The 13,555-nt window shown below is 61.2% G+C and carries 16 protein-coding genes; 3 read left to right on the forward strand and 13 right to left on the reverse strand.

From position 1 onward, the window contains the following. Positions 1–11: 11 nt before the first annotated feature. On the reverse strand, positions 12–2,345 hold the full coding sequence (locus BM052_RS07310) for a phage NrS-1 polymerase family protein (RefSeq protein WP_143084766.1): 2,334 nt from the start codon (positions 2,343–2,345) through the stop codon (positions 12–14). Positions 2,346–2,402: 57 nt separating this feature from the next. Then, positions 2,403–2,594 (reverse strand): helix-turn-helix transcriptional regulator, encoded by a 192-nt coding sequence (locus BM052_RS19855; protein WP_091144974.1) that lies wholly within the window; start codon positions 2,592–2,594, stop codon positions 2,403–2,405. Between the two features lie 229 nt (positions 2,595–2,823). Here BM052_RS19855 and BM052_RS07320 point away from each other — a divergent pair, with 229 nt between their 5' ends. Continuing rightward, a complete protein-coding gene (locus BM052_RS07320; RefSeq protein WP_091144975.1) occupies positions 2,824–3,174 on the forward strand; it encodes a hypothetical protein in 351 nt (116 codons plus the stop codon). Between the two features lie 21 nt (positions 3,175–3,195). Here BM052_RS07320 and BM052_RS07325 read toward each other — a convergent pair whose 3' ends face one another. The 8 genes from BM052_RS07325 to BM052_RS07355 all read right to left on the reverse strand — a co-directional run bounded on the left by BM052_RS07325 (position 3,196) and on the right by BM052_RS07355 (position 10,008). Further along, positions 3,196–4,485, reverse strand: a complete 1,290-nt coding sequence (locus tag BM052_RS07325) for a tyrosine-type recombinase/integrase (protein ID WP_218151529.1) — start codon at positions 4,483–4,485, stop codon at positions 3,196–3,198. A 131-nt stretch (positions 4,486–4,616) separates the two neighbouring features. Continuing rightward, positions 4,617–6,188, reverse strand: a complete 1,572-nt coding sequence (locus tag BM052_RS07330; protein WP_091144978.1) for a recombinase family protein — start codon at positions 6,186–6,188, stop codon at positions 4,617–4,619. Beyond that, a complete protein-coding gene (locus BM052_RS07335) occupies positions 6,181–6,606 on the reverse strand; it encodes a recombinase family protein (RefSeq protein WP_091144980.1) in 426 nt (141 codons plus the stop codon). Before BM052_RS07335 ends, BM052_RS07330 begins: the two co-directional genes overlap by 8 nt. Beyond that, a complete protein-coding gene (locus tag BM052_RS07340) occupies positions 6,603–6,956 on the reverse strand; it encodes a hypothetical protein (RefSeq protein ID WP_091144983.1) in 354 nt (117 codons plus the stop codon). The genes BM052_RS07335 and BM052_RS07340 overlap by 4 nt, the downstream gene beginning before the upstream one ends. A 126-nt stretch (positions 6,957–7,082) precedes the next feature. Further along, entirely contained in the window at positions 7,083–7,844 is a 762-nt protein-coding gene (locus BM052_RS07345; protein ID WP_143084769.1) for a hypothetical protein, read from the reverse strand. Further along, positions 7,841–9,454: a type IV secretory system conjugative DNA transfer family protein gene (locus BM052_RS07350; protein WP_177198369.1), complete on the reverse strand. Its 1,614-nt coding sequence runs from the start codon at positions 9,452–9,454 to the stop codon at positions 7,841–7,843. The genes BM052_RS07345 and BM052_RS07350 overlap by 4 nt, the downstream gene beginning before the upstream one ends. A gap of 70 nt (positions 9,455–9,524) precedes the next feature. After that, positions 9,525–9,665, reverse strand: coding sequence for a hypothetical protein (locus tag BM052_RS19860; protein ID WP_177198370.1), 141 nt, complete (start codon positions 9,663–9,665; stop codon positions 9,525–9,527). Between the two features lie 37 nt (positions 9,666–9,702). Then, positions 9,703–10,008 (reverse strand): hypothetical protein, encoded by a 306-nt coding sequence (locus BM052_RS07355; RefSeq protein WP_091144990.1) that lies wholly within the window; start codon positions 10,006–10,008, stop codon positions 9,703–9,705. Positions 10,009–10,234: 226 nt separating this feature from the next. On the opposite strand from BM052_RS07355, the gene BM052_RS19865 reads away from it, so the two are divergent. After that, positions 10,235–10,894 carry a hypothetical protein gene (locus BM052_RS19865; protein WP_177198371.1) on the forward strand — a complete coding sequence of 220 codons (660 nt, stop codon included), beginning with the start codon at positions 10,235–10,237 and terminating at the stop codon, positions 10,892–10,894. 51 nt (positions 10,895–10,945) lie between these two features. Here the strand turns inward: BM052_RS19865 and BM052_RS07365 are convergent, their stop codons facing one another. Continuing rightward, positions 10,946–11,368 (reverse strand): putative toxin-antitoxin system toxin component, PIN family, encoded by a 423-nt coding sequence (locus tag BM052_RS07365; RefSeq protein WP_091144994.1) that lies wholly within the window; start codon positions 11,366–11,368, stop codon positions 10,946–10,948. Continuing rightward, the gene (locus BM052_RS07370) at positions 11,352–11,588 is read right to left on the reverse strand and encodes a ribbon-helix-helix domain-containing protein (RefSeq protein ID WP_177198372.1); all 237 of its coding nucleotides are present in this window, start codon (positions 11,586–11,588) and stop codon (positions 11,352–11,354) included. Before BM052_RS07370 ends, BM052_RS07365 begins: the two co-directional genes overlap by 17 nt. 183 nt (positions 11,589–11,771) lie before the next feature. On the opposite strand from BM052_RS07370, the gene BM052_RS07375 reads away from it, so the two are divergent. Continuing rightward, entirely contained in the window at positions 11,772–12,851 is a 1,080-nt protein-coding gene (locus tag BM052_RS07375; RefSeq protein WP_143084771.1) for a hypothetical protein, read from the forward strand. A gap of 4 nt (positions 12,852–12,855) precedes the next feature. Here the strand turns inward: BM052_RS07375 and BM052_RS19405 are convergent, their stop codons facing one another. Further along, positions 12,856–13,437, reverse strand: coding sequence for a hypothetical protein (locus BM052_RS19405; RefSeq protein ID WP_143084772.1), 582 nt, complete (start codon positions 13,435–13,437; stop codon positions 12,856–12,858). Positions 13,438–13,555: the final 118 nt, after the last annotated feature.

Consider the following 13,555-nt stretch of genomic DNA (forward strand, 5'->3'; position numbering starts at 1 on the left):
CGACTGTTCCGCTAGCCGCCGAACGAGAAGCGACCGCGAGCATCCGCCACCGCTTCCTTCACCTGTGGCCGCTTCGCAGCACCGGCAATATCGTCCGGCGACAGTTGACCGCGAACGATCAGCGGGCGCTCCCATCGGCCAGATACCTTGAACCGCTCGCCTGTCCGCATCCCGGCGCGCGTCGCCTCATGTCGGCACCAATCTTCGGATTTGGTGTCATCTCCGACGAACCGGTGCAGATCGGAAACGAACGCCAGATCGCCGGGCCATTCGTCCTTGAATTGACGAACCGCATCTTCTGCGTCGGTCACAAGGGATGCGAGAGCCTTGGCCTTCGCAGCGCTCATGGGCGCATGTTCGTGTGGGTTGAAGCCGCTCAGATTCAACGTAGCGAGATAGTGTTGCACACTGGCAATGAAGGCAGGGTCTTCCATGTCGTCATGCAATCGAGCGTACCATTCAGCCGGTGCACAGGCGCTCGGGTTTTCAATGACGATGATGCGACGATCCGAATTATCGAATGGCAGCGCATCAGCGTGATTGGAGAACATAAGCCATCGGCAACAATTCTTCTCGACCGACTGCGCACCGTATTTCGGGTTCAGGTGCCGATATTCCTCCGTCACCTTTGATTTGAGTTGTTCGGCCTTGGTCCATCGTTCCCGGCTGTTGCCTTCGCGAACCTCGTCCACAGTGGCCAGCAACTTCATGCTCAACCGGCCGTTATAGGCACCGAACAGCGTGTCGGTTGACACGTTCGCAGCCACGTAGCCGCGCAACACCCGTGTCAGGATGCTGGCTAACGTGCCGCGTCCCGTGCCGGTTTTCGGCGTGAACATGAGATAGGCGGTGTGCGGCAGTTCGCCCGGCCGCCGGACAATATGGGCGAGCCACTGCGTGAAGCGAAGCCGCTCAGATTCGATCGGCACCAGATAGGCCAAGTGCTGCACGAACGGCTGCACGCGATTGTGCCAGTCGGCTGGCGGTTGCAAAGTTGTGGGCGGGGTCCACAGGTTGAACGCTCGGTCGCCAGCCTGTTGCCGCTCGGGCGATCGGCAAAACTCGCCGTCGCCGGGCACCCATGCCAGCACGTCCGCACTGCGACGGTCCCGACTGGCCAGCCATGCGCCGATCACCGGCACCTCTTTGATGACCGGCGCACCCCATTTATCAAGTTTGCCCGTATCGATTGAATGCTTCGAAGCGGCCCATTCGTTCACAGCGTCGGCTTTCGACCGCATTCGCTTAGACCGGCGCGACACGACTAGCGAACCGGCGCCAACGAACACCAGATCGGCAGTGGCCTGTTCAAGCGTCAGCACCTCGGGAAACGCATCCGCCGCAAGATCGTCGCCGATCCGCTCATCATCGCGCAGCCGTTGCGCGCGGCTGAAAAATGGCCGGTCGGGATCGGCCACAGCTTTGACAATGGCGAGCCGGGCCTTGCGCTCATCATCGCGCCACAGCGCCGAACGCTTGAACAGCCGCAACATTCGCGCAGGGTTGCACCCGGTCCACCACGCCAGCGCATTGCATAGCGCCAGATCGGCGCTCGAATGATCGAACATGCGGTCCTGCCCGCCGTCATCGGGCCAGTGCTGCCCGAGTGCTGCCGGATCGGCGTCCCACATCTCAGCGAAAGTGGCCTTAATACCGAACCGCGCGAGCGGGCCTCTGCTCGCCGTCGCGCGGCGGATCAGATCATCATCATCGGCGGGGCCATCATAGCCGTCGCGCGGCTGATCGATCCAATCGACGGCGGGATGATCGGCTTCGGTTTCGGCATTGGGCACCCATGCCGCGAGCGTTGCCGTCCAATCATCTCCGGTCCACGCGGTCCACCCGTCGCCGCCGATGGCCATGAACCGCTTGGCCGGATATACCTCCACGCGCTGGCCATCGGCGACGAATTTGCGGCGCTTCCCCGACAGGGCTGTACCGTTGGCCACGCCGACGCCGTGCAGCCCTTTGCCCGACTGAGATACCTCCCAGGCACCCGGCAGCGCGGCATGGATTGTGGCGGCTTGGGCATTATAGGCACCTGTGGCCGGATCGCGGCAATCGTCCAGATCGACAAAGACAAAAGGGTCGGCTTCGGTAAAGACGAACCCGATGCCGTTAAATCCACCAGTGGCGTAGGCTACGCAGGCTTCGACCCAGGTGCACCATGTGGCTGGGTCGGTCGAACTTGCGTGCGCGCTGGTCACGGTGAACGGCACCTTGCGGGGCTTTGGCTCGCCGGGCTTCTGGATCAATCGCCACAGGACGAACTGCTCATAGGGCTTGAGGGCTTCGGGCACAGCGGGAACGTCTTGCGCCATCGGCGCGACCGTATTAGCTTTCATTGTGGTAACTCACTACAGCCCGACCCGCCTGCGACCGGCGCGGTCGGGCGCTTCATTTCAGGCAAGATCGTCGGCGGTCGCGCGGTTACGACTTTCCCATTCGATCAGGTCGGCCACAGCCCAGCGCTTGAGGCCGGACGGCAGGACGATCGGAACCGGGAAGTCGCGCTCATCGCGCATCCAACGATAGATGCTGTGCTTGGAAATCGCATAGCGCGCAGCTACGCCGTCAATTGGAAGAAAGCCCATGGCGGTGGTCTCTCGGATCGATGATGTGGGGAGCGCCGGACATCCATCCGCAGCGCACCGGGTCTGCCTCCCGGCCCTCCGACATCCATCGGCACCTCGGGGTCTTCCTCCCCGCATTGAGCCATCCGGCCCCTTGCACCCTCAACCATCCAGCCTGCGGGCAACACTGCGTTGCAGCGCCGTTCAATAAAGGGCAAGTTGGCTCATTCGTCAAGCCGGGGCATTTCCAATGTATCAAGTTTTATCGTTGGCGTTTCTCATGCTTCAAGGCTCCGCCAATCTTATTGGCGAGATAGGAGAAAACTTAGCGAATCCTCCTTTCTTAGAACTAGAGACATCAAAAAGAACTATAGACTTGCAATTGTGCATCGCCGACGCCGTATCTAAGGAATTGAACTCAAGCTTCATCCCCTCTGCCGATGGCACGATGCTTATGGTTACGCATTTCCCTTGGAACGGTTACAACAACGTTCCATTGATTGTGCAATTTGTCGAGGGTAACGGTCAAACTAAACTGATCTTCACTGCGGCTCGTCCGTACAAGGGGAAGGCCTTGGAAAACATCAGACGTTGCCTCTGAATGAGTTAGAACGAAGAACGGTCATGCCACCGCCCCTCTGATCGGCACCACATCTGCACCGTGGTCGCCGGACACGTAAGCAGCCCAATCAGCCATGAGGCGCACGCGCTTCGGCATGAGCGAGCCACGTTGATACGCAGCTTCAGCCTTGTCCGCCAATTGGTGCGCGAGTGCATGTTCGATCACTTCGCGCGGATGACCCGTGGTTTCACCGCCCCAATCACGGAAGGTGGATCGAAACCCGTGGACCGTCAGATCAGCCCGGCCCATGCGCTTGAGAACTGCCGCAAGCGTCATATCGCTCATGGGCACACCCGACTTGGAGCCGGACCAGATCAGCCCCTTACGATCATCCTCCGGCGTGGCCAACAGGATCGCGACGGCAGCATTAGACAACGGCACAACGTGCTCACGCCCGGCCTTCATGCGATCAGCCGGGATCGTCCACACTGCGCGAGCAAGATCAATTTCGGACCATTCGGCATTGCGCACTTCGCCCGACCGTGCCGCTGTTAGGATTGTGAACAGCAGTGCCTTTGCCGCTGTGCCTTCGCGTTCGCGCAGCGCCACCATGAAGGCCGGTGCGTCAGCGTAGGGCAGCGCGGCATGATGCGTGGCGCGCTTCGCTTCTTTCGACATCTCCGGCAGGATCGGCTCAAGGCAATTGCGCCATGCTGCCGGGTTGTCCGCGCGGTGATGGCGCGCGATGGCGTAGCCAAATACCTTTTCCATGCGCTGCCGCACCCGCGTGGCCGTCTCATGCCGTGCCGACCACAAGGGTTTTCCGTCCGCCTTTTCCACGGGCTGCATCAACACACCCTCAACGGCGTTCCGGTCGATCGTCGCGACAGGCTTGTCGCCGATGAGAGGATAGACCCAAGTTGCGAGCGTCGACTCCCATTGCTTTCGGTGCTTCGCATTTTTCCACGCGTCACGTTTTGCGGCCAGGAACGTTACGGCCACGTCGCGAAATGTGGCCGGCTTTTCCGTTCCGCGCCGGTCGGCCACAGGGTCACGCCCCGCCCTGATCTCCGCAGCCATCTTTCGCGCTTGAGCGAGCGAGACGCTGCGGCTGCGATCCTCAGGATCGTATGGGCCCAAGCCCAACTCGCGCCGCTTGCCGCCGATCGTCGCCCGGAATATCCACGACATCGAACCGGCAGGCGTGATTTGAAGCATCAGGCCTGGAGGACGACCGCCAACCGGGATGCGAGCACTGTGCTTTTGCCCCACGTCCGCCATCCTCGCCGTCGCCCGGGCGATTTCGGCGTCGAGTGCTTTGGGGTTCAATTCCTTCGCGACGACCGGCATTTCGTATCACCATCTACCCACCAAAAACATGTGCAACACCATGCCTCTCAGTGATCCACTTTGCAACTCGGCAGATTTTGGATGGGCAAATTTTCCGCAGAATCCCTTCGCTTTGGGTTAAGGGTAGGTCGTCAAGGGGGCCTAGGGGGGTCTTTTGTGGCGGACGGCGTCTCCGCCATCCTATAATTTCCGGTTTTCATTGCCTCCAAGGCTTTGAAAATCGGGGAAGTTTTCGGGGTTCGAAACCCTTGATTCCGCGCATATGTGATACGGTCGGCAAAGACGAGCCGAATGACGGTTTGCTTGTCCTCGATGCGATCACTTTTCCAAAGATTAGAAGGCTTTGAGAGGAAGGCATTGGCGAGTTCGAACATTTCGCCGAAGGGCCGTAGCGGCTTGCCTGCATTGCTGTGCCGTTCGGAGAGCACGAGTTTCTCGCGTTCGAGTTGCGCAATGCGCTTCTCGTAAGCGACGATCACCGTCTCGCTGGAAGTCGAAGAAACGATCCGCTCAAGCAGCCGCGCGATTTCTTCGTCGGCCTTGGTGACCGCGCGCTTGAACGCGCTCGCCGTCTGCTGCGCCTGCTGGCGCTGCATCTCCCACGCATCGGTGAACATGGCGCGGAAGATTCTCAGCATCGAAGGCGAAGGCTCCATGCCGTCCAGCAGCTTGTCGAACGCGCCCTCGATCTCGACTCGGCGGATCGATTTGCGGTAGCTTTGGCAATCTCGATTGAAGCACATGTAGTATGGATGCTTGTCGCCGGTCTTGCTGCGCGACCAGTTGGCGGTGAGCGGGCGTTCACAATCGGCGCAACTCACGCAGCCGCGCAAGGGGAAGTCGGCGCTGATGTCGGGCCGCGCGGCGGCATAGCTGCGCCCTTTGAGCCGCGCGTGAATCTTCTCGAAGGTGGCGAAGTCAATCAGGCCTTCGTGTTTGCCCTTGCGGAGCGACACACCCCATTCGGGGCGCTCGATCATTCCGGCATAGATCACGCGGTTGAAAATGCGATTGACGGTTTCGATGGTAACGGTGCCGTGGCGCGTCTTCGGGAAATCCGGCTGGCTCTCGAAAAAGCGGGCAACCTCCGCCTGACTCTGGAATCGGCCCGAGGCATAACCTTCCATGCCTTCCTGCATGATCGAAGCCAGCGGCTCATCGCGCACCATCACTTTGCCGTGGCCTTCGAGATTTTCGAAGCGCAAGCCCGTGGGCGCGAAAAAGGGCCAGTATCCCTGACGTATGCGCGCCTCCTGGCGATTACGCACCTGTTCGGCATTCTTGACGCGGGCATGGGCGCTAACCGAAGCAAGCAGGTGTTCTATCAACTGGCTGTCGCTGTCCTCGCCGAATTCTATGGACGGGCTTTCGAGCACGCCGCCTGCCTTGGCGATTGCGGCGCGCAAAGTCAGGTGCGCTTCGAGCCCACGTGCAAGCCGCGAGATATCGTCGATCAAGACGCGGATGTTCTCCTTGCGGTGCTGGTGCAGATAGGCGAGCAACATCTTCATGCCGGGACGCTCGACGAGGCTTCCGGATACCGCCTTGTCCTCGAAGGTCCGGACAACGGTATAGCCTTTCATCCGCGCAAACTCGGAACAGCGCACCGCCTGACTCTCCGCGCCATGCCCCTTGGCAACCTGCGCGGCGGAAGAAACACGCGCATAAATGACGGCCTTGGTTTTGATCGCGGTCCTATCCATGGGCGTCCTCGCATTCTGCCACGCTGGTGAGCAGGTTTCCGATGAGCGCGCCAGTTGGATCATTGTCGAGAGGGGCGGAGGGCAACATCAATGTCGCTCCCGCTTCCGTGATCGCGGCGCGTAGCTCAAGACGTGTTTTCATCCGCCGCGAGAGACGCGCAATGTCATCCACAAGCACGACCAGATTGTCGGCGCGATGCTGCTCAAGAAAGCCGACCATGGACCTGATACCAGGGCGCTTGGTGGCGGCGACTTTTTCCTGCGCGTCGCGGAACACCGCGACGACATCGAGGCCGTTCCGGCTTGCAAGATCGCGGCCCCGCGACTCCTGCACGGTCAGGGAATCTTTGCGGTCGGCCACGGTGCACGCGGCGACGTTTGTATAGATTACGGCTTTTTGCTTTGCTGGGGTGGTCATGACTCCTTCTCTTCCTGCGGCGATTGGCCCGCCGCGCTGTCAAAATGTTCGATCAAGAATTGATCCTGAAATTCTACCATGGCGGCTTGCGAGGTGCCGCAATCGACAGGCAATCCCCCGACTTTTCCACAAGCGATTTCCCGGATCGCGCGGGCGGCCTGTGCCTGCTGCGCGGGGTGAACGCCCCAGCCCAAATGCACGAGCGACTGGATGATCGACCAGAGCGCATCGAGCAGCGCCAGCTTGTCGGCCTCGCTGATCTCGTCGTCATCGAACAGCGACAGGTATTGCGTGAGATCGAACGTGCTCCCGGCTTGGTGCTCTACTGCTATCGGGGTGATCTCGTTCATCGGCGACCTCCTTGGCGCTCCCTGACTTATCCCTTCCATTTCCTTCGTCCTCCGAGAGAACAAAAAGGAAACATTGAGCCATATCCGACCCCGAGAAGTCAAGGAAATAATTCCTATTTTCAATAACTAACGGTTCTGATCGTGTTGCCGGATGGGCGCGGATTGCGGTTGCTGGCGCTGTTCGATGAAGGCTTCGCGGCGGGCCTCACGGGACTGATCGGGAGCGGGAGCATTCGGGGCCGAAGCCGGTCCAGACGCTTGGGTTTGCGCAGACTGCCGGGCCTGCACTTCGTGCGGGGGCGCTGGCTGGCGATCCTCGCGCCGCAATTCCTGGGTGCGGTCGTAAGCCTTGCGGGCCAGTTCCGAGACGCGCAGCAGCTCACTTCCGGCGAAGCTGTGCGTGTCGTGCGGCTGGCCTTCGGCATCGCGCCAGGTGCGCGCGAGCGTCGCCGAATAGAACGGCCCCTTCTCGCCCTCATTGCTCCAGATGCTGGCCTTGAGATTGCCATCGCGCAGCACGTCGCGCGGCGCGTTCCTTTCCATCGGCGGATCGGTGCGGTCGTCATCCATGGACTGGTTCCTTTCGTTCAATGCAATGCTGTCGTCGAAGTTGTGTGCATCGCGGCGTTCATCGTTCCACTGCGCATCGAACGCCGCTGCATCCGACCCCAGCGCCAAAGACGGCGACGGGCGCAGCACCGGCTGCGGGCGCTGGCGCTTGACCATGAAGGACTCGCGGCGCGCGGCGCGTTCGGGATTGTCGTCCGGACGCTGCGCTTCGAAGGACTCACGCAGCGACCCGGCGCGGTCGTACAGCGGATTGTCGGCACGCAAGTCGGCGTGGTCATGCGCGTGTGAGGCGCGGCTGTTTCGCGGCGCGTTCATCATTGCCACCATTTCCCTTTCTCAATGCGGTTCCACATGCCGTCGGCATATTGTGGGTAATGAGCGAACTCTGGCGGCACCGGCTCGCGGATCACACGCAGCCATGCGTGGCCGACGCGCGTTCTCACGCGCACGCGGTCAAGCGGCGGATAGAACGGATTGGGATGGAATCTTCCCGCCATGAAAGGCTGATCGAAATAGGCGGACTTCTCCGCGTCGATGGGATGAAGCAGGCCATCGGCGAAAATCACCTGGCGATTGGGCGGGCGCGTCAGCGCCTCTTCGGGCTTGAGCAATTCGCGGGGCTGGCTCGCGCGATGCACGGAGGCATCGCTGTGGTGCGCAATGCTGATCGCGGCCTGCACCGGGTCGCCACCGGCGAGCAGCGATTGCACGGCCTGTTGATAGGCAAGGTCCGATTGGGCCTGGCGCAGGCCGTCATCATATTCGAGACTCTGATAGCCGATCTGGCGGGACAGCCGGGTTGCGGTATCGATCTCGCGGATTCCGAAGCTGCTCTGCACCGCAGCGCTTACCGGAATGATCGTCTCAGCATTCGGCCCCGTGGCGCGGAGCTGGTCATGGCTCTGATAGACCGCCCAGGGCCTGATGCCGATCCCGGCTCCATAGGTGAACATGCGCGTGACCAGTGGAAAATTTCCGAGCTGCGCGCATTCGTCCAGTATCCACGTTTGCGAAGGAGCCTGCGGCGCGCGGGATTTGTAGATCATCCCCGCGACGAACAGCGCCTTGATGACCGGCGACCAGCTGTCGATGAACTCGGCTGGCGGCATCAGGTAGAAATGGCAAGCTTGCGTGCCGGTCATGTCGGCCAGCGAGGCGGTGAACGGCGGCGAGACCGAGGCCGTCAGCGTCGGATCGCTCAACGCGGCGACGGATTTCATCACCTCGCCCAGAATGCCGCGAAAGCCGCCGCCCGTATCATCGCGGCTCTGGGCGATTTCTTCCTCGACGGATTTTGAGATCGGGAAACCCGCCTCCTGCATCTCGAAGGCGAAGGAGAGCCATGCCGCGCTATTGCCGGGGATCAGGTTGATAACCTCGTAAAGGCGCGGCAGTGTCAGCACGCCATCGAGGCGGACGATGGTGAGAATGATCGCTTCGAGAAACGCCTGCCCGCGAGCCTCGAAGAACTCGGCATTGGCGCTACCGGATTTGGGCAGGATGTTCTGGCAGTAGACCTTGGTGTCGGACACCAGCGTCTTGCTGTCGATGCGGATATAATCGACCGGGTTGATGCGGTCCTGAGGCAGGCCATGCAGCGCCAGCGGATTCCAGTAATAGCAATATTTGCGTAGCAAAGTCTGATCACGGCTGATCGCGGCCAGCTCGCCCTTCATGTCGAGCACCAGCATCGAGCCTGAGTAAGTTCCAGCGCAGATGTTGTACGCGAGCACGTCGCGCAGCTTGCCCGAGCGCGCCCCGGCCTTGAGCAGCAGCCCACCCGCTCCGTTCCAGTAGAGCGGACGGCCTTCGAAAAAGCCGATCAGCAGGCTGTTGGCGGTCTTCTCGAAAAAGCCCGCCTCGCGTAGCTCATCGTCATCGACGTAGGCGGCGCGACCGTGGCGGTGGAGTTCGTTGTCGTCTGACATGGTTTTCGTCGTCCCTGCAAAGGCAGAAGCCGGGAGGCGGCGCATTGCCGCCTCCCGGCTCTCCGGATCGTCACGAGCACTGCGAGAGCAGCGCCACTCCGAAGAACATCAGCACGATCCAGCCCCACAGGGCGGAGCTGTTGTCCTTTTTCGGTGGCACCGGCTCCCAGACCGTGCCGATCGGGCGATACTTTTGCGGTTCCTTGGCCATTTTACGTCTCCTTGGTTTTTGGGTTGGGAGGGGATTGTCAGTGGCGGAAAATCAGGACGGTGAGGCGCGCCACGCCGAGGCGGAACGTGATCGCCAGCACCATCTGGCAGGCCCCGAAGGTGACGGCGGCGCAGCCAAGGCCCCACAGCACGGCGACGAAGTCATCCCAGCCGCCGCCGTAGTGCGGCTGCGTGAAGCCGAGCACCCAGGCGATGGTCGCGTGGTAAAGCAGCGGCGCGAGAAAGAATGTCAGCAGCAGTGCGCCCGAGCACGACAGGATATTGCTCCCGGTGGTGAAGGCGTCGCTGCCCGGCTTGCTGACGGATTGGCGTTGCGTGAGCACAAGTTCCTCCTTTCCGAAAGGCGCGCCTTTCGGTTGATGGTGAGAGACAAAGGGCCGCTTGGCCCCTGCGATCAGGTGGGTGTGATCTTGCGATCCATGCGTGGTGTGCTTGTGTGTGCGGGCCGTGACAATGGGCGCAGCCCGGCATCTAGGCGCTGGTGGAAGCAGAGCATCCCGGCGCTCACTTCAACGCGCTGAATCAGCGAGACGATTTTTGGAGGCGAAATTGCGCGACAACGATAGCCTACCGCCCGCCATGGCCAATCAGTTCAGTCGCGACTCCAAGATCAGCGAGGCGCAGACGATCAGGCTTGCCTATGCCTTTTGCGCGGGGCTGCCGGTGTCGGCGGCGGCTGGACTTGCAGGCGTCAGCGCAAAATCGGCGCGGGTGCATTATCTCGCCTTTCGCAAGCGCATCGCCATGCGTGCCTTCAACCGCTGGCACGGCAACGCGTCGATGCTGGTCAGCCACGATATCGAGATCACCGAAGTGCTGCTGCGCCCGGCCTTCTTCGATCTCCTGGCCGAGTGCCACGACAACGCCAAATGCGCACAGAACTACCGGCTCGGTTACCGGAAGGTCCGGGAGTGCCGAAGCTGCCCGCTGATCGGCAAGTTCAGCGACCTGGCGCTTGTTGGCGATGTCTATACGCTGATCGACGCCGTGCATGGCTTCTATCGCCGCATCGGCATCAAGTCGGAGGCAGACCGCGATCCGGTATCGCTATTCCGCGAGCGGCTGGCGCATACGGTCGCCATCGCAGCCGCCGCGCGGCACAGCCGCAAGCAGGCAAGCGGCCTGCCCGATCCGCTGGACAAGGATTATCTCTCGGTCGGAACCCTGCTCGACAAGCTGCTGGAAAATCTTGCCGGTGACCCGCTGTAAGCGGTGAAGATCAATCCCCGCCGTCAGCCCTCGCTTGTGCTCGCGCGGAGCTTAATCGGCGGTTCCGGCCAGACGGCGCAGGGCGTTGGCGGCGGTAACAATCTCGATACCCCGCACGGACCCCAGTGCCAACACGTCGGCCTTGTCGCCGGAGACGAGGAAATCGGCCTCGCCCGCCACGGCAGTCGCCAGGATGGGGTTGTCCTTGGGATCGGGCGAAAGCGCGATCTCGGGGAGATCATGGGCCATCACGGCTATGGCATCGATCGTGGCCAGAAGGTCTTCGGCATCGGCGCTACGGATATAAGGTCGCAGGCGCGGACGGCTCAGCACGTCGCGCAGTTCGGCAAGCTGTTCTTCTGACGTGACGAGTATAACCCGCCGGTCCCTGACCGCCGCCAGAAGCTGGCCGGGCGGACCGGACGCCGAGATCAGGGCGCTGACCAGGATGTTGGTATCAAGAACGAGCCGCACGGGTTTCCGCTACAGCTTCATCTGCCAATGCCTGCGCTTGCGCCGGGGAAAGACCATCATTGCCTTTCCAGACCGAGTCCAGCGTCTCCCAAAACACCGCCTGCCGCACCGCGCGGTCAACGAACAACGAAAGGTCGCCCTTCTTGCCGCCGAGCCGCGCCAGGTGGCTGCGCACGCTGCGGTTGGTTTCTTCCGGGATGACGAGGTTCCATCGGGTCATGCTGCTATCCATATCCTTTATGTTTATACACCTAAACACATAATATCATGCCGTCCCCGTGGCCGTCAAATTTGTGGGCGGCGGGCAAGGTGTTAAGATTTTTTAACCATATCTTAGCGCTTTGCCGCCTATCATGGTTGTGGTCCGCGAGAATGAGAGCAGCGCCGGGCCATGTGAGGGTGCATGGCGTATGATGACGCCGACATAGGCAGGCCCAAGGCCGCTATTCCGAAGAATTTTCAACCGCCTCCCGAATCTCGCGGCAGGCTTACCAATGATTTTTTGTCAGTAGACTCACTACGTGAGTCTACTCCCCTGCAGGGGAGCGAAACCGCTGTTGCCATGGTGGATTATCGTGCCGCCGACGACAGCCGCGAGCGCCACAATCTCGGAATGAATTTTCTCGCCGATGCCGCCGATAATCCCGACGCGGCTAATCCGGGCTTTCTGTTGCCAGGTGCACTCGCGAATGCGCACGCCGCACGGGTAGCTCAATCGGAACAGCGCCAGCGCGACGACGACCGGCGTTTTATCATCTCGCAGATCGAGGCGCGCAATCGCCAGATCGCCGAAAACCTCAAACGGCTCGAAATCTTGGACAAGCAGGAAACAGCTTTGCAGGATCACCTTGCCCGCTTGCGGCGCGGCGAGAAGGCCGAACTGGACGAAGACGGCAAGCTTGAGAACAAGGACGCCGAGGCCGCAGTCCGGGAGTATGAAGAACGCTACGGCGTTACCGTGAACCGCAACGACGCCGCGCAGATTGCTGTCATCCTGCAAGGCGTGCGGGATCAAAAGATTCTGATCCGGCGCGATAATGAAAGGCTGGCGGCGGAGAATGAGCAGGACCGGCAATCAGCGATCCGCATGGGCGCTGACCCGGCCTCGATCCCGGCGACCGTTAAGGCGCTGGAAACCACCGATGCCGGACGGCGCTCGCTGAACAATGCCACCGCAAAGATTGAATCAGCCGAAGTTCGCATCGCGGCGGTGGAGGCCCGCGCATTTGATGAAACCACCAAGGCACGGGCTGTCAGCGCAGCAACCATCCAAAATCCTGACGATGGTTTCGCAGCGTCCGTCGCGGTGCCGGTTGCCATTTCTGCCGTTTCCGCAGCCAGCAAATCCGATCCGACAAATCTGGGTCAGGCACCCGATGCAGGCAAGGCCTTCGAAACGGTGGCCATGCGGGCCGCTACAGTATCGGCCACCCGATCGCCCGAACCCTTGCCAGGCGAGAAGCCGCCGGTCGCCAAGGCGTGAAACGCTATCGCTGTGCAGCGCGGCGACGAGGGCCGACCACTTCATCATATCCGCGCGCGATCTCCGTCCTGATGGACGCCTTGTCCTGCGCGTCGGCATTCAGCAATGTCGCGGTAAGCTGCGAGTCAGCGTAGAACTCGACAACAACGCGCGCGTCGTGCCGCGTGGGGCCGTAGATCACGCCACGCAAGGGATATCCCGCCGCGATGGATTCCCCGGCTGCCGTCATGGCGCTGCTGGAGGGATTGCTGTCGCCGTAGATCACCAGAACGAGCGCGTCCTTCGAGAGCATCGCCGCGATCAGTTGCGTGCCCTCGACGCTAATGGCTCTCTCATCCCGGATCGGCACGTTGATTGTCTGCTGCGCGGCAGCGGTAGATGAAACAGTAAGAAGAACGAGAGATGCCGCAGCCAGAATTGGCAAGGAGTGGCGGTAACGTCGATCGTTACTTTTCGAAATATGCATTGCGAATGGCTTCCCGGTGAAGGTTTCAACCGAGGTTCGGGCGCAATCACGCGGCAGTATCTCAGCATCATTGCTGTTTTTCCTGTTGCAAAAGGGAACCCATTTGCGCTGCTCTGTCATGGCAAGGGAAAGCCGGGATTTTCAGTAAGTATCCCCCGGCAGAGCCGGGGGCTTTACGATGTGAGCCGCTCAAAGCGGCTGGTTCAGGTCGCTAACGCGGCCTGACGGTTTGGAACCG

It is taken from the genome of Novosphingobium sp. CF614 (assembly GCF_900113255.1).
Taxonomy (GTDB): domain Bacteria; phylum Pseudomonadota; class Alphaproteobacteria; order Sphingomonadales; family Sphingomonadaceae; genus Novosphingobium.

Bases quoted from the DNA above. Each gene is read 5' to 3' on its own strand.
- BM052_RS07310 (WP_143084766.1), bottom strand. From the start codon at position 2,345: ATGAAAGCTAATACGGTCGCGCCGATGGCGCAAGACGTTCCCGCTGTG.
- BM052_RS19855 (WP_091144974.1), bottom strand. From the start codon at position 2,594: ATGGGCTTTCTTCCAATTGACGGCGTAGCTGCGCGCTATGCGATTTCC.
- BM052_RS07320 (WP_091144975.1), top strand. From the start codon at position 2,824: ATGTATCAAGTTTTATCGTTGGCGTTTCTCATGCTTCAAGGCTCCGCC.
- BM052_RS07325 (WP_218151529.1), bottom strand. From the start codon at position 4,485: ATGCCGGTCGTCGCGAAGGAATTGAACCCCAAAGCACTCGACGCCGAA.
- BM052_RS07330 (WP_091144978.1), bottom strand. From the start codon at position 6,188: ATGGATAGGACCGCGATCAAAACCAAGGCCGTCATTTATGCGCGTGTT.
- BM052_RS07335 (WP_091144980.1), bottom strand. From the start codon at position 6,606: ATGACCACCCCAGCAAAGCAAAAAGCCGTAATCTATACAAACGTCGCC.
- BM052_RS07340 (WP_091144983.1), bottom strand. From the start codon at position 6,956: ATGAACGAGATCACCCCGATAGCAGTAGAGCACCAAGCCGGGAGCACG.
- BM052_RS07345 (WP_143084769.1), bottom strand. From the start codon at position 7,844: ATGATGAACGCGCCGCGAAACAGCCGCGCCTCACACGCGCATGACCAC.
- BM052_RS07350 (WP_177198369.1), bottom strand. From the start codon at position 9,454: ATGTCAGACGACAACGAACTCCACCGCCACGGTCGCGCCGCCTACGTC.
- BM052_RS19860 (WP_177198370.1), bottom strand. From the start codon at position 9,665: ATGGCCAAGGAACCGCAAAAGTATCGCCCGATCGGCACGGTCTGGGAG.
- BM052_RS07370 (WP_177198372.1), bottom strand. From the start codon at position 11,588: ATGACCCGATGGAACCTCGTCATCCCGGAAGAAACCAACCGCAGCGTG.
- BM052_RS07375 (WP_143084771.1), top strand. From the start codon at position 11,772: ATGGCGTATGATGACGCCGACATAGGCAGGCCCAAGGCCGCTATTCCG.
- BM052_RS19405 (WP_143084772.1), bottom strand. From the start codon at position 13,437: ATGACAGAGCAGCGCAAATGGGTTCCCTTTTGCAACAGGAAAAACAGC.